This is a genomic window from Fontibacillus panacisegetis (genome assembly GCF_900102215.1).
Classification (GTDB): domain Bacteria; phylum Bacillota; class Bacilli; order Paenibacillales; family Paenibacillaceae; genus Fontibacillus; species Fontibacillus panacisegetis.
In genome coordinates this window covers 112,011-131,124 of sequence record NZ_FNBG01000004.1, presented here as the reverse complement: position 1 = coordinate 131,124, position 19,114 = coordinate 112,011, and the positions used below count along the sequence as shown (strand labels likewise).

Genomic DNA, 19,114 nt, shown 5'->3' with positions numbered 1-19,114 from the left:
ACTGATGTTCAGAATAAGCCCGAGCAAGTTTCAGGCATTTGCCCTGATTCTTACGCGGGCGTTTCTTTTATTTTATGAAACGGGAAACCATAGTTGATGATGTGCAACAGAAAAAAACGATGATTCAGTAAAATGAGCTTTGATGATAAAATATAAGTCATTAAGGGGGAAAGATCTGTGTACAACAAGCTGATCGCTTATTGCTTATCCCACAAGGGGGCAATTCAGGATTATCCTTTTGGTCCAGATCCGTTGGTCATGAAGGTTGGAGGAAAAATGTTTGCCCTTATCTCCGTTCCAGCAGATCAGGCTGCAGTACGTATTTCTTTAAAATGTGATCCGGTCATCGCCGCAAACCTGAGAGAACAGCATGAGTGTGTTCAGCCCGGATATCATTTGAACAAGAAGCATTGGAATACGGTAATCGCAGATGGCAGCCTCCCTATGGATGATTTGAAAGCAATGATTGAGCATTCTTATAATCTGGTGTTAGGCAGTCTTACGAAGGCGGTTCGTGAGTCGGTTTTGTTAAGAATAGGGGAGTAAGGTAGCTAAAGTGATTTCTGTGCCAATGATCGACAATCTGGAACAATATATGAAACTCGCGAAAGAAACGATTAATAACCAGCAAGAATATATTACGGGTCCTCCTGCAAATGATGTATATCAATTTTCATCGTTACCATGGATTACATTCACGCATTTCTCGCATACTTTTTCAGGGAAAAGTGAAAAATCAAACCCGATGTTTGACTGGGGAAAATATGTTGAAAAGGATGGTAGGTAATGATGCCATTCTCGATTCAAGTACATCATTCTTTTGTTGATGGTTTTCATGTTGGGAAATTAGTTGAAAAATTACAAAGTCATTTGAATGAGTTTTAAATTGAATTTTAATAACAGAAATCAACATAATGAAATTCAGGTGATGAAGTTGAGGATTGCAGTTTGTGAAGATGAAAAGGTCATTAGAGAAAGTATTGCTGAGAAAATTTACATCCGTTATCCAAAATCTCAAATTGTGCAATTTGAAAAGGGAGAACAATTGCTTCGGGAGGCAGAGGGGATCGATATCGTTTTTCTGGATATTCTTCTGGAGGATATGAATGGTCTTGAGATTGCTAAAAGAATTAGAGAAAAGAATCAAGACATAACGATTATTTTTATTACTGCGTATGAAAAGTATGTATACGATGCTTTTGATGTAAGAGCATTTCAATTTCTAGTGAAGCCAATTGATTCAGTGAAATTTTATAAGGTTTTGCAGTCAGCAGTGGAAAATATCCAAATAAAAGATAGAAAAGAAGAACCTTTCACCATCATTAAAAAGGGACATAGTACATATAAAATATATCATCATCAACTCTATTATGCTGAGGTTCTAGGACGAAGAATCAAATTGCATACAGTAGAAGGTATCCATGAATTTAATGGGAAATTAGCGGAGCTGGAAGACAGCTTAGGTCCAAGTTTTTATCGAATTCATCGTTCCTATCTAGTGAATCTAAACTATATTTCGTCCTATGATGCAGTCGAGGTCACTTTAGATCATGGTCAACAGCTTGTTATTGCACAGAAAAAATACCCAAACTTTGTTCAGGCCTATTTGCAATTTATGAAGAATAAGGGACTAAAGCTATGACCTTTGAGCAATTAGATCAATATTATGCGATTCTTACGAAAACTTATGAAGTCATTGTACATGGTATAATGGCGTTTTTCTTTTACCGGTTTTGCGGGATTTATACAAATGAAAAACGATTTATTGGTTTGATTACCTTCATTTATTTTCTCACTATACTTGCTATGAATCTGTTTCAACCTAATTTAGATAACTTTTGGATATATATGATTGCCTCCACTGTAGCGTTTTTGATGATGTGGCCGCTGCTGCGAATATCTGTACAAATAAAAGCGTTTATTAGTGTGACCTATTTTGCCGTTCGGTGGCTAGGCGCCTCCATTGTATCCATCCTGTTTTTACCGATCAATCATTTGTTGATGCGTTTATTTGAACAAGTAATCGACATGTCATCCGGGCATATCGGATTATATTACTTTTATTATAATTTGAGCATGATGGTGGTAATGCTTCTTCTTTATTGGCTAGTATTGTGGCTATTAACCATGGTTTATATGAAAATGAATAGATGGTATAGATCGGACTTAAGCACAAAGGAAATCATCATATTATTAATTCCTGCACTTTCCGGCATATCCAGCTACGCACTCTGGAATCAATTTAATAAGCTATCAACTGTGAGCCCACTCTTTACGAACATTCAATTATTAAGCTATTGGGCGATACATAATATGATTACATTAGCAGCTATGCTTATTGTGCTTGTGCTTTTTCAACGCTTGGAGCTACAACATGAAGATAAAAGGAAGCAGTTTGTTTTAGAAAGCCAAATAAAAAATATCGAACAGCATATTTTAGGGGTAGAGGGCACTTATCGAGAATTACGGTCTTTAAAGCATGACTTACGAAATCACATAACAGTAATTGAACGATTATTAGAGCAGCAGCAATATTCAGAAACAGAGTATTATCTTACATCCATGCAAAAGGCACTAGCTCATGCAGAAGTGTCAGTGTCCTATCCGACAGGAAATCCGATTACAGACATACTAATACATGAAAAATCCGAGCAGGCCAATCAATTTCATATAGCGTTCCATTCAAGCTTCTACTATCCGGCAAGCGGTCGGATCAACGCATTTGATATGAGTGTCATCCTTCATAATGCTCTGGAGAATGCAATCGAGGCTACGAAAACAATAGAGAATGCCTGGATTGAGGTGTCCTCTAAGCAGCATAAAAATAGTTATCTATTAACGATTCGCAATCCGTTTGTTTCTAGTTTAGAATGGGGAGAAAATAACTTGCCCATAACGACAAAAAGAGAGCAGATGAACCATGGAATTGGTTTAAACAATATTCGAGAAATTGCTAGAAAATATTATGGAGATATTGAAATCGAGGTAGATTCGTCGATTTTTCAAATCCATATTTTATTGATATCACCAGAGCCTGCTAAAGCTGAGTAGTAGGCTCTTTTGTATTGCGTTCATGACAGAAAGAACGTTATTCAAGTCATTTGTATTTAATCTTTAATTAGATAGCCGAGAATTTGTAGAGAGGATAATTAAACCATTTTGAATAAAGAGATATAGTGGAGGTGCTCTGATGTTAGGAAATTCTTTATTAACAAGCACTTTATTGAAATCTATAAACCAAAGACAGACGGATAACATCGTGGATACAGTTGCAAGGAATAAAAAACTCAATTTATCTAATGCCCAGGTGGATACGTTTAAAGATGTATTAAGCACAGAACTTAAAGCAATGTATTCCAAACAACAGTTATTATCAAGTTACTTAAATACAGCTGATACCAACAGTAGTTTATTTAATCCTTATTTAAGTAGTTTTGGGCAACAGAGTGAATTATTTGGTGGTATAGGGTTATATTCACCTACATCTCTATCTAATTTGATGCTAAACCGCATCATACCTTCAAGCATAGCTACAAATGCATATGCCCGACAAATTTTTAATAATGGAAATGTTAATTTGCCCATGGTTTATTCTTTAGACATTTAACTTAAACTAGAGATATCAGCCTAGATTGTATTATCATAAGGAGTGAATACATTTGTAGATTAAAAGGTGAGGACATGGAATACGATAATAAAATAACAACATACAAAATAAAAGAAGACAATTACAAAGTATTTGCTTTATTAAGCAATTATTTGAATCATGCACCCGACTTTATTAAGGAAGAAGAAATTAGTGAGATCGCTCAAAATGGCGTGTCTTCTGAATATGCTTTTAAGCTATTATTAGCTTCTGCTTTTGGGCTTGATATTGTGGACAATATGGATGACAAAGAATTGTTTAACAAGTATTTTGACCAAATGATACATCAGCTTGATGCAAATATTTATTACAATAACCCGTATTATAAAAATATCAAGATCCCAACGATCAAGATCGGCAATAGTGAATTGAAATATGAAAATTATAAACCTTTTGAAGGTTTTGTGTGTAATGATATCTTCCAAACGGAAGAGGGGAGACAAATCCCGCAAGTCGGATTTTTTGATACGGAGTTTATGTTCCCTGCTATTTTAGAGAATGATAGGATCTGGATGACCATTACACCGAATGAAATTGAAACGATGAAAGAAGCTGTTGATCAAGCTTTTGGTAGCGTGCTGACTTACGGACTTGGGCTAGGCTATTATACTTATATGGTCTCTGAAAAAGATAATGTTGAGAGTGTTACCGTGGTTGAGATGAATGAAGATGTTATTCATTTATTTAAGAAGAATGTATTACCGCAATTTAGAAATGCTCACAAGATTAACATTATCCAAGCAGATGCCTTTGAATATGCCGGGCAACACATGACTCAGGGTAACTATGATTTCGTGTTTACGGATTTGTGGCATGATGTTTCTGATGGAATAGACATGTATTTAAAGATGAAATCGTACGAAAAACAAAGTCCGGATACGGTATTTACGTATTGGATACAAAAGTCCATTTTGTGTTATTGTTGATGTTTTTGAGGAACTCTGCGTCTTTTGATGCAGAGCTCCTTTTTTTATATCTGAGGACTTAAATTATAATATCGATAAATGAAATAGCTTTAATTGTAACTAGCGATAGGGTGTAGAAGAGGCACGATATCAGGAAAGGTTGCAAATATACAGTTTTTTAAAGCAGGAATATTTGAAATGAACAAAAGCGTGCAAAAGTGCAGGAATCTTTCTCGTAGTTACTAGTTTGAGGAGGATTATTTAATAAAGCTTGCACATTTGCAGCAATTTAGCATATTTAGTGAATTTATCCGGTCAAAACCTGCACATTTGCATCAATTTCTATCTTGTTTATTTCTTTAATGCCTCCAGCATATCGTTTATGTGATGATACATAAGCTGTCTTGCCTGATCACTATGCCGTTCCTCAATCGCGATTGCAATCAGTACATGATAGTTAGAGGCCTTGGTCCGCATGTGGGGTAAAGTGTTCGTATGCTTGCGGCCTTCGGAAAGCAGCGGATAAATCGACTCCATCATCCTCAACAAGACAGGTTGCTGAGCGGACTCGGCAATCAGGCGATGGAAGGCAAGATCGGTATCAAGAAAAGGGCCGCCTTCTTCCATTTGCTGTACCATACGATCGGCAAGCTCTCGTAGCTGCTTCACCTGAGTAAGTGTGGCGTGCTCGGCACTCAGCGCAGCTAATTCAGGTTCTATAAGGATTCTTGCTGCCAACAGCTTAACGAGTGAAATATCTCCAAGTTCCTTCAAATTGCCTGTAGGGTCCTCTAACAATAAGGGGTCATTTCTTACATACATTCCCCGGCCATGCTCAATACTGACATTTCCTTGGCTTTCCAGTGTACGCAAAGCTTCTCTGACTGTGGGTACACTTACCTCCAGCTCCTTGGAAATCTGTTGAAGCGTTGGAATTCGGGAACCTGGAGGCCATTCCCCATTTATTATTTTTTCTTTGAGCTGATCTATGGTTGCAGTAAAAGCTGTTCTTTTCATATTCATTTCCCCTGTTTATTCTACTGTATCGTGTTCATTTTAGCATACTTGAATCTGTTTCTCATAATACAAAAGAGGATTGACATACAAAAATAAAGATAATATGATAACCTCATAAAGATCAGATGTATATTGAATAATCAGCTAAAAAACTGGATTATTCAGTGAATAATTAGTTAATAGATCATATCTATATCATATATTATTATTTATAAACATGAAAGATATGATCTATTTGGTTAGGAGGAGGGAAGGCGATGGAAGTAGTAACTTTTGGTGAATCCATGGTGTTGTTTAGCACGGATAAGAGCTTGCCGCTTGAGTATGTCCATCATTTTAACAAGCAAATGGCCGGGGCTGAGTCTAATGTAGCGATTGGATTGGCGAAGCTGGGTCATCGCGTTGGATGGTTCAGTAAGCTGGGGGATGATCCTTTCGGACGATATGTGCTTCACCAAATAAGAGGGTATGGCATAGACACATCACGATGTATTTCTACCCCTGATGCTCCCACTGGTGTGTTTTTTAAAGAACAGCGTTCTCAAGGTAAGACACAGGTTTATTATTATCGCCACCATTCTGCTGCTAGTCTGATGAACCCGGATGAACTGGATGAAGAGTATCTGTCAGGCTTTAAAATTTTGCATATTACAGGAATTACTCCTGCCTTAAGCTCCAATTGTCTGGCATTAACACGCAAGGCAATTGCGGTGGCAAAGGAGCGGGGCCTAAAAATTGTTTTTGATCCGAATGTACGCTGGAAGCTATGGGACAGTGATAAGGCAGCTAGGAAAATAATGCTGGAGCTGGCAGACTCTGCGGATTATGTTTTGCCCGGATTGGATGAAGGTGAACTATTGACGGGTCTCAGCCAGCCGGAGGATATCGCTGCAGCATTGCTAAAACCGGGAGTAACAGGTGTCATAGTGAAGCTTGGCGGCAAAGGTGCGTATTACAAGTCGGCTCAGCATAGTGGATACATGGCTCCTTTTCCGGCTGAGGAGGTTGATCCTGTAGGAGCAGGAGATGCATTCGCCGCAGGTTTCATAAGTGGGCTTCTGCATGGTGAGAAGCTTGAACAAGCCGTGCTCAGAGCCAGTGCGATGGGAGCTATTGCGGTAGGGTTTAATGGTGATGTTGAAGGACTGCCTGATGAGACAGAGCTGCTTCACAGGATGAACAGCAAAGATGATTACCAAAATGTGAAACGATAGGAGCGAAGATCATATGATTAAACAAGAGCAGCTGGACAAGCTGATGAATTCAGGCATTGTGGCCGTTGTGCGAAGACTTCCAAGGGACAAAGTACAACGTATTACAGATGCACTGGTTGCCGGCGGAGTGGAAGCATTGGAAATAACGGTGGATTCAGATGGGGCGTTTGAGATTATTCCTATGCTGAAAGAGCGATATGACAAGCATGTTCTGGTTGGAGCCGGTACAGTCCTGAATGCCAAAGTAGCGGAAAAGGCCATCCAGGCAGGGGCGGATTTTATTTTCTCGCCGATTCTGGATGAAGAAACGATTAAAATTACGAATCATTATGGACGTATTTCCATTCCCGGAGTTATGACTCCTACAGAAATTGCTAAGGGGTATGAGTGGGGAGCAGATATGCTTAAAATTTTTCCAGGCTCTTCTCTGGGCGTCAACTATATTAAAGAGGTTTCAGCGCCGTTGACAGGTATCCCGATGATGCCAACGGGCGGGGTAACGCTGGACAACGTTGCCCAGTTTATTAAGGCTGGGGCTGCGGCAGTTGGTCTGGGCAGCTCATTGCTGGATAAGGCAGCTATTGCAGATCGCAGATACGGGGATATTACTGAATTGGCTCAGAAATTCAGATCGGCTATTACTAGCGCAAGAGGATAAGGAGAGATTTATATGAAGATTACAAACTATAAGACATTTATTGTTCCGCCACGCTGGTTGTTTCTCAAAATCGAGACCGATGAAGGTATAGTGGGCTGGGGTGAGCCTGTCGTTGAAGGCAAGGCTCATACAGTGCAGGCGGCCGTAGATGAATTAATGGATTTCCTCATCGGCAAGGATCCGCTTCGCATTGAGGATCATTGGCAGGTGATGTACCGTGGCGGATTTTACCGTGGTGGTCCAATTCTGATGAGCGCGATTGCGGGGATTGATCAGGCGTTGTGGGATATCAAGGGGAAATACTTTAATGCTCCAGTATACCAATTGCTTGGCGGGGCCTGCCGGGAATCGATGCGGGTATATTCCTGGATCGGCGGAGATCGTCCGAGTGACGTGGGACTAGCTGCACTGGAGAAAAAACAGGCTGGATTTACGGCGATCAAGATGAATGCCTCAGAGGAAATGCAATATATCGATAGTCATGACAAGGTAGATCAGGTCATAGAGAGGGTAGCCGCAATAAGAAGCGCTGTAGGACCGGATTTCGGGATTGGCGTTGATTTTCATGGGCGTATTCATAAGCCGATGGCAAAGGTATTGGCAAAGGAGCTTGATCCATTCCGCCTGATGTTCATCGAAGAGCCGGTGCTTCCTGAGAACAATGAAGCACTTCGTGAAATCGCGAACCATACCAGCACGCCGATTGCTACAGGGGAAAGAATGTTCTCGCGCTGGAACTTCAAGTCGCTTCTTGAAGATGGTTACGTTGATATCATCCAGCCTGACCTATCTCATGCCGGAGGAATCACAGAATGTAAAAAAATCTTTGCCATGGCCGAGGCTTATGACGTGGCGGTTGCTCCTCACTGTCCTCTTGGGCCGATTGCTCTGGCGGCATGTCTTCAGGTTGATGCAACTGCGCATAATGCCGTGATTCAGGAGCAAAGTCTCGGAATTCACTATAATCAGGGCAATGACCTGCTGGATTATATCGTTGATCCAAGTGTATTTGCTTACGACGATGGCTTTGTCCAAATTCCTCAGGGACCGGGACTGGGTATTACTGTGAACGAGGAATATGTTAAGAAAATGGCTGCTGAGGTTTCGCACCGTTGGAGAAATCCGGTATGGCGCCATCGGGATGGCTCTGTCGCAGAGTGGTAAAATGCAGACATACCAGGCGATTCAAACAAAATGACCCCTAATTCAAACAAGAATCGGTTTGAAAGCCTTTTCACGTCAATTAGAATAGAGATGCATTAGACTAAGCTGAATGATGAGTGAGGAGAATGATGATGATCAATCTGCCTAAGTACTGGGAAGACTTGAACGTGCTGCATAAAAACAGGGAGGCAGCGAGAGCTTACTATATTCCTTTTGCAGACGGGAAATCGGCACTGCAGCAGCAAAGAGGCCGCTCTCCTTTTTATAGAACCCTGAACGGAAATTGGAAATTTAAATACCATGAATCAATTCAACATGTCGAGGACGGCTTTTATAAAACGGATGCTGATGTGAGCGGCTGGGATGATCTGCTCGTTCCATCTTGCTGGCAGGTTAAAGGCTACGATCAGCTTCATTATACAAATGTGAATTACCCTTTTCCTTGTGATCCGCCTTATGTGCCAAATGCCAATCCAACAGGGCTGTATGTACGAGAATTTAATTTGTCCAAGGAATGGGAGGACAAGCAGAAGTATATTGTATTTGAAGGTGTGAACTCATGCTTTTATCTATGGATTAACGGTACATGGGTTGGATACAGCCAGGGAAGCCGGATGCCGGCTGAATTCGATATATCGCCTTATGTTCAGGCGGGTAAAAATAAAATTGCTGTCATGGTTCTGAAGTGGTGTGACGGGTCCTACATTGAGGATCAGGATATTTGGAGATTTTCGGGAATATTCCGGGATGTTTATTTGCTGGCAAGAAGTCCGCAGCATATTCGTGATGTATTTAATCGCACGGAATTAAGCGAGGATCTGGGCAGCGCAACCGTGACCTGCGAGCTGGAATCGATCGGTCATGTTGAAGCTGAAGTCAAACTGACTGATGCCAAAGGACAGGTCGTTGCAAGCAGGACATGCCAGGTTGATGGCAAGGGCAGTGTCGTGCTTGAAGTGAACCAGCCGCAGCTATGGTCTGCAGAAGCTCCTAATTTGTATCACCTATACATTTCATCGGGAGAAGAAGTGTTCTATTTTGCGGTAGGGTTTAGAACCATCGAAATTTCCGAGGGTGTGTTCTATATCAACCATGTTCCCGTAAAGCTAAAAGGGGTAAACCGTCACGATTCACATCCCGTGCTGGGGCAGACGGTTCCTATTAATCATATGATTGCGGATTTGAAGCTGATGAAGCAGCATAACATTAATACAATCAGGGCTTCTCATTATCCTAATGATTCAAGATTTTTACAGCTGTGCAATGAGTATGGGTTTTATGTCATTGATGAGGCCGATCTGGAGTGTCATGGCGTATTCCATGCTGTAGGAGATTTTAATATGCTGACTCGCATTCCTGAATGGAGACCTTCATTTGTAGAGCGTGCGATACGTATGGTCGAACGGGACAAAAACCATCCATCCGTTATTATTTGGTCCATGGGCAATGAATCGGGCTATGATGAGAACCATATGGCTATGGCTAGGTGGACTAAATCGCGTGATGCGTCAAGACCTGTACACTATGAAGGCTCTGATCCGCGGCATTTCGGAAGCCCCGATGTAGAGGTATTGGATATGGAAAGCCGGATGTATTCCTCACCTGCCTATATCGAGGAGTATGCCAAGAATGAGAACAGCACGAAGCCTATGTTTATGTGTGAATACAGTCATGCCATGGGTAATGGACCTGGTGATTTAAAGGAATATTGGGATGTGATTTATAAGTATCCGAAGCTGATGGGCGGCTGTGTATGGGAGTGGTCTGACCACGGAATATTGACAACGTCCGATAAGGGTACCCCTTATTTCGCTTATGGCGGGGATTTTGGGGATGAACCAAATGATGGGAATTTCTGCATCGATGGATTGGTGTCGCCGGATAGAATCCCGCATACAGGCTTGCTGGAGCTGAAAAAAATTATTGCCCCTGTTTTGTTCGAGGCGGTAGATCTGGCCAAAGGGGTTATCAGAATTAACAATCGATATGATTTCATTGATTTGTCCCATTTAAGACTATTCTGGAAGGTAGAAGAGGAAGGGGCGCTTGTGGAGCAGGGGTATCTCGAATTAAGCAGCATTGCTGCACATAGCTCAGAAACCGTGGAATTGTCATATCATTGCCCGGAGGCTGCAGTGGGAGCATATATATTAACAGTATCCTGCCGACTAAAAGAAGATGATCAATGGGGATCGGCTGGACATGAGGTGACCTTTGAGCAATTTCAGCTTCCGGTGGAACGTTTGGCGAAGGAAGCTGAGGTTATCAGAAATAACGAAATCCGGATTGAAAATCAGAAGGATCAGCTCATCATTGAGGGCTTTGATTTCAGGCATGTCTTCGATACGTATAATGGCACCTTTGTTTCTATAACCAAGCATGGGGTAGAAATGCTTAACAAGCCTCTCGGATTTAACATTTGGCGTGCCCCGATTGATAATGACCGCAAAGTCAAACGGCAATGGTTCGAAGAAGGTTACGATCGGGCGCATATGCATGTGTACAAGACAGAGGTTACGGAGCAGGACGATACGACAATAGCCATTTCGGTGCGATTCTCACTGGGGGGTTATATCAAACCTCCATTGTTGCATGGAACTGCCCAATGGCGTGTGATTGGTAATGGTCAGGTGGATTTGAAGGTGGATGTATGTGTTCGAGAGGACCTGATATTCTTGCCAAGGTTTGGACTGCAGGTTACAATGCCTTCGGGAACCGAGGAAGTTGAATATTTCGGCAATGGCCCTCACGAAAGCTATATCGATAAAAATCATAGCACAAGTAAAGGGAAATATTTAACTACGGTCGACGACTTGTTTATCCCGTATGTCATGCCACAGGAGAACGGCTCGCATGATGGAACGGAATGGGTGAGCGTAACGAATGAGCAGGGAATGGGCTTGAAATTTACCGGGCCTCAGTCGTTTTCATTTAATGCCTCCCATTATACTCCAGAGGATTTGACGAATGCACAGCATACTTATGAATTGCAGCGTCGGGAGGAAACTATTGTCCATTTGGATTATAAAATGAGCGGCGTAGGCTCAAATTCCTGCGGACCGGAGCTTTTGGAGGTCTATCGTCTGGATGAGAAGGAATTTACTTTTGAAATTGCGATAGCTCCAATATTTAAGGAAGATGAATAAGCGAACAAATCAGGTGTCTCCATTATTTTACATGGGGACACCATTTGTTCAATTTAATAATTATTTTTGATATACTAATACAAATTAATATTTAGTCTCAGAGATGGTTCTAACATTTGGTCCACGCGCTATGAGCGTCTGAAATCATTTTAGGCAGCAGGATATACCTGATAAATGACAGCCAGAAGAAGGTACAGGGATGAAAAACTTTTGGGGTAGGTTACAGCAGTTCAAAATCAACGGAAGTGTACGCATCAAGCTGTTGCTTGCATTTTTTATTGCAGCCGTATTGCCCGTAGGAGCTCTTAGCTATTTCTCGTTTCATAAATCCTCCGAGGTTGTTAATTCACAATTCGGAAGCTATGGGATGTATGCTGTGGAGCAGCTGAAAATTCATATCGATACCGATCTGCGTCAAATGGATCAAATTACCGGAAATATATTGACCTATTTAATAGCTTCTTCGATTTATATCGGGGAGGAGCCGCCAACGACTTACACCAGATATGTAGAAGAGAGAGATTTTCATAATTATTTGACCTCCCTCGGCAATAACATGTTCAAGGTGGCTGTGATCACTCCTTCCGGAAGGATAATTGGCAATGACCTCATCGTAGCCGAAAAGCTGACGGATTCGGAATTTTGGACATCAATTGCTGCTTATGACACAAGACATGTGTCCATTCACATACCGGATTATTATTCGACACAGGACGATGCATATGTGATCAGCTTGATGATGCCTTTAAAAAACTCCTTTGGCTTGCCTAATGGCAGTAAGATACTGATAGATATGAAAGCGGATACAGTGATTGAGTTGATTAAATCGTTTGAAAAGGATACCCGCTCTCATTTGCAGATAAGGGATCAGTCAGGACAAATATTGCTCCAGACTTCAACTGATTTTGTTCATCAAGACGATGATATCGTCTGGTCACGCTCCTTGGATATGGAAGATTGGATCGTGGAAGCTAGAATCAGATATGCGGAATTTTATGAATCTTCTACAGTTATTTTGCGATATTCCATTCTTATTTCTGCATTGGCTATTTTGCTAGGTATCGGTATGTCCAGCTTCTTTTCATTTCGATTTACGATGCCGATCAAGAAACTGGCTCATTCCATGCGTAGATTTGGAGAAGGCGATTTGTTGATCAGGACTCCGGTGATGTCCAAGGACGAGCTGGGTTTTCTAAGCGAAAGCTTTAATAAAATGACAGAGCAGCTCGTTGCATTGGTGCATGAAATTAGCCATACTGAAAAACTCAAAAGTGAAGCTGAGTTGCAAATTCTTCATTACCAGATTAATCCGCATTTATTGTTTAATACGCTGAATTCCATTCAGTGGAAGGCAAAACTTGCTCATCAGCCGGAAATTCATAAAATGCTTCAGCATTTAATTGTCGTTCTTGATGGGAGCTTTAATTTTAAGCAGACGTTGATTCCTTTGAAAAAAGAGCTGGATATCGCTTGTCATTTTATTGAAATTCAGCGATATCGCTATGATGATGCTTTTACCTTCGAACTGGAGGTGGAGTCTGGGCTTGATGACTGTCTCATTCCGCGTATGGTGTTTCAGCCCCTGCTCGAAAACATCTTTTTTCATGGATTCCGGGATGGACAAGGCAATATTACGATGAAGGTGTTTTCAGAGAGAAATGAGTTGTATATGGTGCTTGAGGATGATGGGATCGGTGTTAAGCCGGAACATATGGAGTTTATTGCAGCAGGCAGGAAAATTCCCGACAAGCAAGGTGGACTGGGGCTAAGAAATGTGGATGAACGATTTAAGCTTCATTATGGCAGTGGGTATGGCCTCTCGATAGAATCTAACAGAAATCAAGGAACGAAGGTGACTTTATCATGGTTAAAGACAACAGTGGACATCCATCTTTAATTCAAGTGTTGATTGTTGATGATGAGCAGCTTGTGCGTAAAGGTCTTCGTATGACTACGGATTGGGAGAAGCACGGTATGGTTGTCGTGGACGATGCGCCTAATGGCAGCCTGGGCTGGCAGAAGTTTGTACAGTATAGGCCGCAGCTGGTCATTACAGATATTGTGATGCCGGAGATGGATGGCATTGAGTTGGCCCAAAAAATAAAAGAGGCGGCTCCAGATACGGCAATTTTATTTTTAAGCTGCCATCGGGATTTCAAATATGCGAGAAGTGGAATTCAAATAGGGGTACATGACTACATTGTCAAGACAGATATGGATGATGAGCACATGGATGATGCCTTGCATCGGGTTCGCCAGCAATTTGATAGGCTAGCAGCCAGACGTCAAGCTATTAGCGCTGCAGTAGATTCTCCTTCTTCCCAGGCTCATGAGGAAGGTGTACTGGGTGTATGGCTGCATCAAGACAGCTATGCGGCAAAACAGCAATTGCTCCAGAAGCTTCGCATGGAATGGCACTGGATGCTCAGCAAGTGTTATATGATGTATATATATTTTCCAAAGAAAGCTGGAGCGGGAAATGTACCTCAGCTTCGTAATCAATGGGAGCATATTATCGCAGCTTGCTCAGGGCAAATCGGTTATTTGCAGATAGACGATCAAGCCGCTGTGGTGGTTTGTCATCAGCTGGCATTATCGTTGGTTCAATCATCACTAGTAGAAATGCAGCTGAAAAATAGCGGACTGGCTTGGCGGCAAAGTGCAGTAATTAACAGTGAAGCGGATTGGTTCCGCCATGCAGAAGCATTGTACAGATTATGGGAAATTGAAGCCAGTGTGGAGCTGCTGCAGGACACCCATAAGGAAGACATTATAAGGGCAATTGACTATATTGACCAGCATCTGCAGGAGGATCTTCGCGCAGCGGATGTAGCCGCGGAAATAGGCGTCAGCCGCAGTTATTTCAGCACAATTTTTAAGGAGGCAACAGGAAGCAGCATTATTTCCTTTATTTCTGAACGCAAGCTGGAAAAAGCCAAGGAGCTCCTCAGTGCAACTTCAATCCGTACAGAGGAAGTAGCTGAAAAGGTTGGTATACAGGACGTCAAATACTTCTCAAAATGGTTTAAGAAACGTGCCGAGCTTACTCCCGGTCAATATCGCATTCAAACAAAATGACGCCGGATTCCAACAAAACTACTCCAATGCCCTGATTTTTTGGGCGTTTTTTTATTTATCGAAAAAGAACACACTATTATCAAACATATGTCGGTTTGAAAGCCCTTTCAAAAATTTTATGATACTAGTGAAAGAAGTGCTATACATCTAAGGGAGGTTACAAATGATGGGAAAGAAAAGAATAATTTATGTTCTTGTTGCTTGCTTGATGATTTCTTTATTAGCTACAGCTTGCTCCAGTAATGAGAATAAAAACACTGCGGCAGGACAAACCGAAAGCGGCAAAAAGGTCAAGCTGGTCGTTTGGACTTGGGAAACAGCCAAGGATGGATTGGATCTAAATATGGAGGCCTTTAAGGCGAAATATCCAAACATTGAGGTTGAATTCCAGAACATGAAATCAACGGATTTGTATTCCAAATATTTAATAACCTCCAATACGGGAGATGCTGTGCCAGACATCATTACGGTGGAATCCACAAACCTGGCACAAATTGTACAGATCGATTCCTTGCTCGATATTACTGACAAGGTAGCGCCATATAAAGAAAAGATGAGCCCATACAAGTGGGAGGATGCAACAAAAGATGGCAAAACCTACGCCATGCCATGGGATAGCGGCCCGGTCGTCATGTTCTATCGTAATGATTTGTTTGCTCAGGCGGGACTTCCAACCGATCCGGTTGAGGTAGCTCAGAAAATCCAGACCTGGGACGATTATTATCAGGCAGCTAAGCTGGTTAAAGAAAAAACCGGAGCCTTTATGTATGGTGACTCCAAAACCAACTCCAGCAACCGGGTTTTTGAATCTATGATGTGGCAGCGCGGCCTGTGGTATTTTGATGATCAAGGAAAGGTAGCAGTAGATTCACCTGAAGTAAAGGAAGTTGCCGAATACCTGATCAAAATGCAGAAGGAAAATCTCGTATTTGATGCCCGTGCTAATACTGACCAATGGGGAAATGGAATCCGTGATGGACAAATTGCCACTGTTGTAGGCGGGTCGTGGCATGACGCCATTATTGAGAATCAATACTCCCCGTCAGATAACGGGAAATGGTCTGTAGCTATGATGCCGAAATGGTCAAAGGATGACAAATACTCAGGTGCAAACCAAGGCGGTTCCAATATGGCCATCAACAAAAATTCCAAGCATCCTGAAGAAGCATGGCAGTTCATTGAATTTATGCTCGGCAGCGAAGAGAACCAGGTGAAAATGATGTCCGAAGCAGGGTTATTCCCAGCCATGATGATCGATAACAACCCTGCTATCGATGAGCCTTCAACATACTTTAACAATCAAGCAATCCGTAAGGTATATGCTGAATCTTTGGCAAACACTTACCCATTGGCATATACTTCTGATTTCCCTATGGCTAATAAGCTGATGACAGACGTATGGGCCAAGGTATTCCTTAACAATGCAAGTCCTGAGCAAGCATTAAAGGATATGGCGGACGAGCTTCGCAGTAAAACAAAGAGAGAATAGCAATATATTTCTGATAGGATTGGAGGGGACGATATGACATCCAGATTAAATAAGCAGTTGAAGATAGCTCCCTATATTTACATCTCGCCTTATTTTATCCTGTTCTTCGTCTTCTCCCTGTATCCCATTCTGTATTCCATCTATATCAGCTTTACGGACTGGAATGGGTCAGGCGAGAAGACGATGGTGGGATTCGAAAATTATATCCGGTTGTTCGGGGACAAAAATTTCTGGCTGTCCTTGTGGAACAGCTCCATGATCTTTCTGATGTACGTACCTTTGATGCTGTTTCTTGGACTAATATTTGCATCTATGCTGAATTCCAACTGGATGGTAGGCAAAGGCTTTTTCCGAATGGCTCTGTTTGTTCCGAATTTCGTATCCGTAGTAGCCGTATCCTTTGTATTTGTTCTGTTATTAAATACGCAAAACGGATTATTTAACAGCGTGCTTCGAAATATCGGCCTCATCGACAATCCGATTCCATGGCTTGAATCGCCTTGGTGGGCTCGTATTTCAGTTGCGATTATGGTTCTGTATCGTTGGCTTGGCTACAATATGCTGCTGCTTATGACAGGATTGCAAAACATTTCAAAGGATTTGTATGAGGCAGCTTATGTGGATGGAGCGACAAAAATTAAAAGCTTCTTTTTCATAACAATTCCTTTGGTTAAAAAAATGCTGTTATTCTGTACGGTACTGTCCACCATAGGAACCTTCTCGTTGTTCACGGAGCCGTTCATTCTGACTCAGGGTGGGCCTCTAAATTCAACCTTGACTCCTGTTCTGATGTTATATACAGAAAGCTTCCAAAACTTTAACTTCGGTTACGCGTCGTCCATTGCAGTCTGCTTCTTTATTCTGATGATGACAATCTCGTTAATCCAGATGCGCGTATTCGATGATAAGGAATAGGAGGTGGAGTGAGATGGAAAAGGCTTTGAAAGTGCAGCGTGTAAAGCATCACGAGGGTAAGCGGGGGCTCCTGTCCGTAACCACCTTTATCATTATGACCGTAGTTTCGCTTGCGACGATGTTCCCATTATTCTGGTTGTTCAGCTCCTCGCTCAAGGATATTAGCGAAATTTTCGTAAATCCGCCGATGTGGGTGCCCAAGGTATTTCATTGGGAGAACTTCACGGAGCTGTTTGTTAACCGTAAATTCGGTATTATTACCTGGAACAGCTTTTTGCTGGCAACCACTTCTACAGTAATTGCTCTCATTTTTTGCAGCTTGGCTGGTTTTGCATTTGCTAAATATCACTTCAAGGGGAAAAACTTTCTCTTCATCATGGTATTGGCTTCACTCATGATTCCGCATGAAGCGACTATGGTTCCTTTGTTCTCCATCTATAAAGGAATGAATCTCATTGATAACATTTGGGGCGTCATTTTACCGGATTTGGCGAATGCATTTGGCATATTCTTTATGCGCCAATATTGTACCGCGCTCCCTGAAGAGATGCTGGAGGCAGCTCGGATTGATGGCTGCAGCGAGTTTAAGCTGTTCCGTCGTATCGTATTGCCTAACCTGAAATCCGGCTTTGCCGGGCTGGGAATTATTTTGTTCGTGAAGCAGTGGAACAACTTCCTGTGGCCTTCTGTCATTCTCAGATCACAGGAGAACATGACCTTGTCTGTTGCGCTTAAGGCGCTTGAGGACAGCAACAATACCCCGTATCATTTGATTATGGCAGGCTCAGTGATTAGTGTCGTGCCGCTGCTGATTATCGTATTGATCTTCCAGAAGCAATTAATTGCAGGAATGATTGAAGGCGCTGTAAAAGGATGATATTATCTGACAGCTAGGTAAAATGATTCTGGAAAAGCGAAGCGGTCGCACGAAATCCGGAAAAGGATGCAATAATACAGTTTTTTTAAATTAGAAAAAAAGAAATGAGCAAAAGGCTGCAAATGTGCAGCCTTTTTTTTCGGCAGGGACTAGTTTTGAAGAGGATTGTAGAAAAAGCCTGCACATATGCAGCAATGTAGCGCATTTTGAGACTTTTGATAATAAATGCCTGCACATTCGCATGAATTTCTACAGCATCTGAATGAATATAATCAGTTTTTACACCCACTCAACAATATCGCTAAGATTTTTTCTCGTTTTGGATCTTGCAGGATCTTCCTTACGATATCCAAAGGCTGCCATTACTGAAGGTTTATAATTTCCGTTGTCTAATAAGCCTTCGCTTTCAAGCAGGGCATTCACATCATCAAAGCTGAAGCCCTCAATAGGTGTAGAGTCGATACCCATTTGCGCAGCGGCCGTCAGCATATTTGCCAATGCAATATAGGTTTGTTTGGAGGACCAATCCAATAAAGCACGATCATTTTCTAGTAGCTTCCATCTGTTTTGGAAACCTTCCAAGGATTGTAGCAGCATTTTGGCTGTTTCATCAGAAGCTTGTTGAACTGTTTTAATATGATTGCTAATGTATTTTGAATCAAATTTAACATCCGTACGAGCAAGAATAATGATGAAATGACTTGCTCCGCGAAGCTGACGGGCTGCTCCTGTTGCTATTTTCATTAAACGTTCTCTGAAGTCAGGATTTTGAATGATCAGAAATTTCCAAGGCTCAAGACCATATGAGCTAGGTGACAGTCTCCCCGCTTCCAGGATGAAATTGAAGTCTTCGTCTGAAATTTTTTTATTCTCATCATATTCTTTTGTTGCAAATCTGAATTGGAATGCATCTAAAATTTGTTGTTTTTTTGCGATTGCGTCTGACATTTATTTAACTTCCCTTCAATATAGATTATTGATCCATACGTTATTATTATTATAGTA

At 41.7% G+C, this 19,114-nt stretch carries 18 protein-coding genes; 16 read left to right on the top strand and 2 right to left on the bottom strand.

Annotation, left to right across the window (positions count from 1 at the left end; all coding sequences use genetic code 11):
- The first annotated feature begins 177 nt into the window (after nt 1–177).
- The 7 genes from BLS49_RS05895 to BLS49_RS05865 all read left to right on the top strand — a co-directional run bounded on the left by BLS49_RS05895 (nt 178) and on the right by BLS49_RS05865 (nt 4,572).
- Complete coding sequence (locus BLS49_RS05895) at nt 178–546, top strand: MmcQ/YjbR family DNA-binding protein (RefSeq protein WP_091227516.1); 369 nt, start codon at nt 178–180, stop codon at nt 544–546.
- Between the two features lie 10 nt (nt 547–556).
- Nucleotides 557–787, top strand: a complete 231-nt coding sequence (locus BLS49_RS25720; protein WP_091227515.1) for a CatA-like O-acetyltransferase — start codon at nt 557–559, stop codon at nt 785–787.
- Complete coding sequence (locus BLS49_RS25715; protein ID WP_091227513.1) at nt 787–885, top strand: CatA-like O-acetyltransferase; 99 nt, start codon at nt 787–789, stop codon at nt 883–885. Before BLS49_RS25720 ends, BLS49_RS25715 begins: the two co-directional genes overlap by 1 nt.
- A gap of 1 nt (nt 886) precedes the next feature.
- Complete coding sequence (locus BLS49_RS05880; protein ID WP_175471323.1) at nt 887–1,642, top strand: LytR/AlgR family response regulator transcription factor; 756 nt, start codon at nt 887–889, stop codon at nt 1,640–1,642.
- Entirely contained in the window at nt 1,639–3,051 is a 1,413-nt protein-coding gene (locus BLS49_RS05875; RefSeq protein ID WP_091227509.1) for a sensor histidine kinase, read from the top strand. Before BLS49_RS05880 ends, BLS49_RS05875 begins: the two co-directional genes overlap by 4 nt.
- A gap of 139 nt (nt 3,052–3,190) precedes the next feature.
- Nucleotides 3,191–3,607 carry a hypothetical protein gene (locus BLS49_RS05870; RefSeq protein ID WP_091227508.1) on the top strand — a complete coding sequence of 139 codons (417 nt, stop codon included), beginning with the start codon at nt 3,191–3,193 and terminating at the stop codon, nt 3,605–3,607.
- Nucleotides 3,608–3,681: 74 nt separating this feature from the next.
- The gene (locus BLS49_RS05865) at nt 3,682–4,572 is read left to right on the top strand and encodes a spermine/spermidine synthase domain-containing protein (protein ID WP_091227506.1); all 891 of its coding nucleotides are present in this window, start codon (nt 3,682–3,684) and stop codon (nt 4,570–4,572) included.
- A gap of 330 nt (nt 4,573–4,902) precedes the next feature.
- Here the strand turns inward: BLS49_RS05865 and BLS49_RS05860 are convergent, their stop codons facing one another.
- Nucleotides 4,903–5,568 carry a FadR/GntR family transcriptional regulator gene (locus BLS49_RS05860; RefSeq protein WP_175471322.1) on the bottom strand — a complete coding sequence of 222 codons (666 nt, stop codon included), beginning with the start codon at nt 5,566–5,568 and terminating at the stop codon, nt 4,903–4,905.
- 257 nt (nt 5,569–5,825) lie between these two features.
- On the opposite strand from BLS49_RS05860, the gene BLS49_RS05855 reads away from it, so the two are divergent.
- The 9 genes from BLS49_RS05855 (at nt 5,826) to BLS49_RS05815 (ending at nt 18,109) form a co-directional block, all read left to right on the top strand.
- Entirely contained in the window at nt 5,826–6,782 is a 957-nt protein-coding gene (locus BLS49_RS05855; protein WP_091227502.1) for a sugar kinase, read from the top strand.
- Between the two features lie 13 nt (nt 6,783–6,795).
- Complete coding sequence (locus BLS49_RS05850) at nt 6,796–7,440, top strand: bifunctional 4-hydroxy-2-oxoglutarate aldolase/2-dehydro-3-deoxy-phosphogluconate aldolase (protein ID WP_091227501.1); 645 nt, start codon at nt 6,796–6,798, stop codon at nt 7,438–7,440.
- 12 nt (nt 7,441–7,452) lie between these two features.
- A complete protein-coding gene (dgoD, locus tag BLS49_RS05845; protein WP_091227499.1) occupies nt 7,453–8,604 on the top strand; it encodes a galactonate dehydratase in 1,152 nt (383 codons plus the stop codon).
- A 125-nt stretch (nt 8,605–8,729) separates the two neighbouring features.
- Nucleotides 8,730–11,750: a glycoside hydrolase family 2 TIM barrel-domain containing protein gene (locus BLS49_RS05840; RefSeq protein ID WP_342707172.1), complete on the top strand. Its 3,021-nt coding sequence runs from the start codon at nt 8,730–8,732 to the stop codon at nt 11,748–11,750.
- Nucleotides 11,751–11,949: 199 nt separating this feature from the next.
- The gene (locus BLS49_RS05835; RefSeq protein WP_091227496.1) at nt 11,950–13,647 is read left to right on the top strand and encodes a sensor histidine kinase; all 1,698 of its coding nucleotides are present in this window, start codon (nt 11,950–11,952) and stop codon (nt 13,645–13,647) included.
- Nucleotides 13,614–14,828, top strand: a complete 1,215-nt coding sequence (locus tag BLS49_RS05830) for a response regulator transcription factor (protein WP_091227494.1) — start codon at nt 13,614–13,616, stop codon at nt 14,826–14,828. Before BLS49_RS05835 ends, BLS49_RS05830 begins: the two co-directional genes overlap by 34 nt.
- 163 nt (nt 14,829–14,991) lie before the next feature.
- Nucleotides 14,992–16,317, top strand: coding sequence for an ABC transporter substrate-binding protein (locus BLS49_RS05825; protein WP_245742282.1), 1,326 nt, complete (start codon nt 14,992–14,994; stop codon nt 16,315–16,317).
- A gap of 33 nt (nt 16,318–16,350) precedes the next feature.
- On the top strand, nt 16,351–17,232 hold the full coding sequence (locus tag BLS49_RS05820; RefSeq protein WP_091227491.1) for a carbohydrate ABC transporter permease: 882 nt from the start codon (nt 16,351–16,353) through the stop codon (nt 17,230–17,232).
- 13 nt (nt 17,233–17,245) lie between these two features.
- Nucleotides 17,246–18,109: a carbohydrate ABC transporter permease gene (locus BLS49_RS05815; RefSeq protein WP_091227489.1), complete on the top strand. Its 864-nt coding sequence runs from the start codon at nt 17,246–17,248 to the stop codon at nt 18,107–18,109.
- A 279-nt stretch (nt 18,110–18,388) separates the two neighbouring features.
- Here the strand turns inward: BLS49_RS05815 and BLS49_RS05810 are convergent, their stop codons facing one another.
- Nucleotides 18,389–19,057 (bottom strand): NAD(P)H-dependent oxidoreductase, encoded by a 669-nt coding sequence (locus tag BLS49_RS05810; protein ID WP_091227487.1) that lies wholly within the window; start codon nt 19,055–19,057, stop codon nt 18,389–18,391.
- Nucleotides 19,058–19,114: the final 57 nt, after the last annotated feature.

Bases quoted from the DNA above. Each gene is read 5' to 3' on its own strand.
- BLS49_RS25715 (WP_091227513.1), top strand. From the start codon at position 787: ATGATGCCATTCTCGATTCAAGTACATCATTCTTTTGTTGATGGTTTT.
- BLS49_RS05875 (WP_091227509.1), top strand. From the start codon at position 1,639: ATGACCTTTGAGCAATTAGATCAATATTATGCGATTCTTACGAAAACT.
- BLS49_RS05870 (WP_091227508.1), top strand. From the start codon at position 3,191: ATGTTAGGAAATTCTTTATTAACAAGCACTTTATTGAAATCTATAAAC.
- BLS49_RS05865 (WP_091227506.1), top strand. From the start codon at position 3,682: ATGGAATACGATAATAAAATAACAACATACAAAATAAAAGAAGACAAT.
- BLS49_RS05860 (WP_175471322.1), bottom strand. From the start codon at position 5,568: ATGAAAAGAACAGCTTTTACTGCAACCATAGATCAGCTCAAAGAAAAA.
- BLS49_RS05855 (WP_091227502.1), top strand. From the start codon at position 5,826: ATGGAAGTAGTAACTTTTGGTGAATCCATGGTGTTGTTTAGCACGGAT.
- BLS49_RS05850 (WP_091227501.1), top strand. From the start codon at position 6,796: ATGATTAAACAAGAGCAGCTGGACAAGCTGATGAATTCAGGCATTGTG.
- dgoD (WP_091227499.1), top strand. From the start codon at position 7,453: ATGAAGATTACAAACTATAAGACATTTATTGTTCCGCCACGCTGGTTG.
- BLS49_RS05840 (WP_342707172.1), top strand. From the start codon at position 8,730: ATGATGATGATCAATCTGCCTAAGTACTGGGAAGACTTGAACGTGCTG.
- BLS49_RS05835 (WP_091227496.1), top strand. From the start codon at position 11,950: ATGAAAAACTTTTGGGGTAGGTTACAGCAGTTCAAAATCAACGGAAGT.
- BLS49_RS05830 (WP_091227494.1), top strand. From the start codon at position 13,614: ATGGTTAAAGACAACAGTGGACATCCATCTTTAATTCAAGTGTTGATT.
- BLS49_RS05825 (WP_245742282.1), top strand. From the start codon at position 14,992: ATGATGGGAAAGAAAAGAATAATTTATGTTCTTGTTGCTTGCTTGATG.
- BLS49_RS05820 (WP_091227491.1), top strand. From the start codon at position 16,351: ATGACATCCAGATTAAATAAGCAGTTGAAGATAGCTCCCTATATTTAC.
- BLS49_RS05815 (WP_091227489.1), top strand. From the start codon at position 17,246: ATGGAAAAGGCTTTGAAAGTGCAGCGTGTAAAGCATCACGAGGGTAAG.
- BLS49_RS05810 (WP_091227487.1), bottom strand. From the start codon at position 19,057: ATGTCAGACGCAATCGCAAAAAAACAACAAATTTTAGATGCATTCCAA.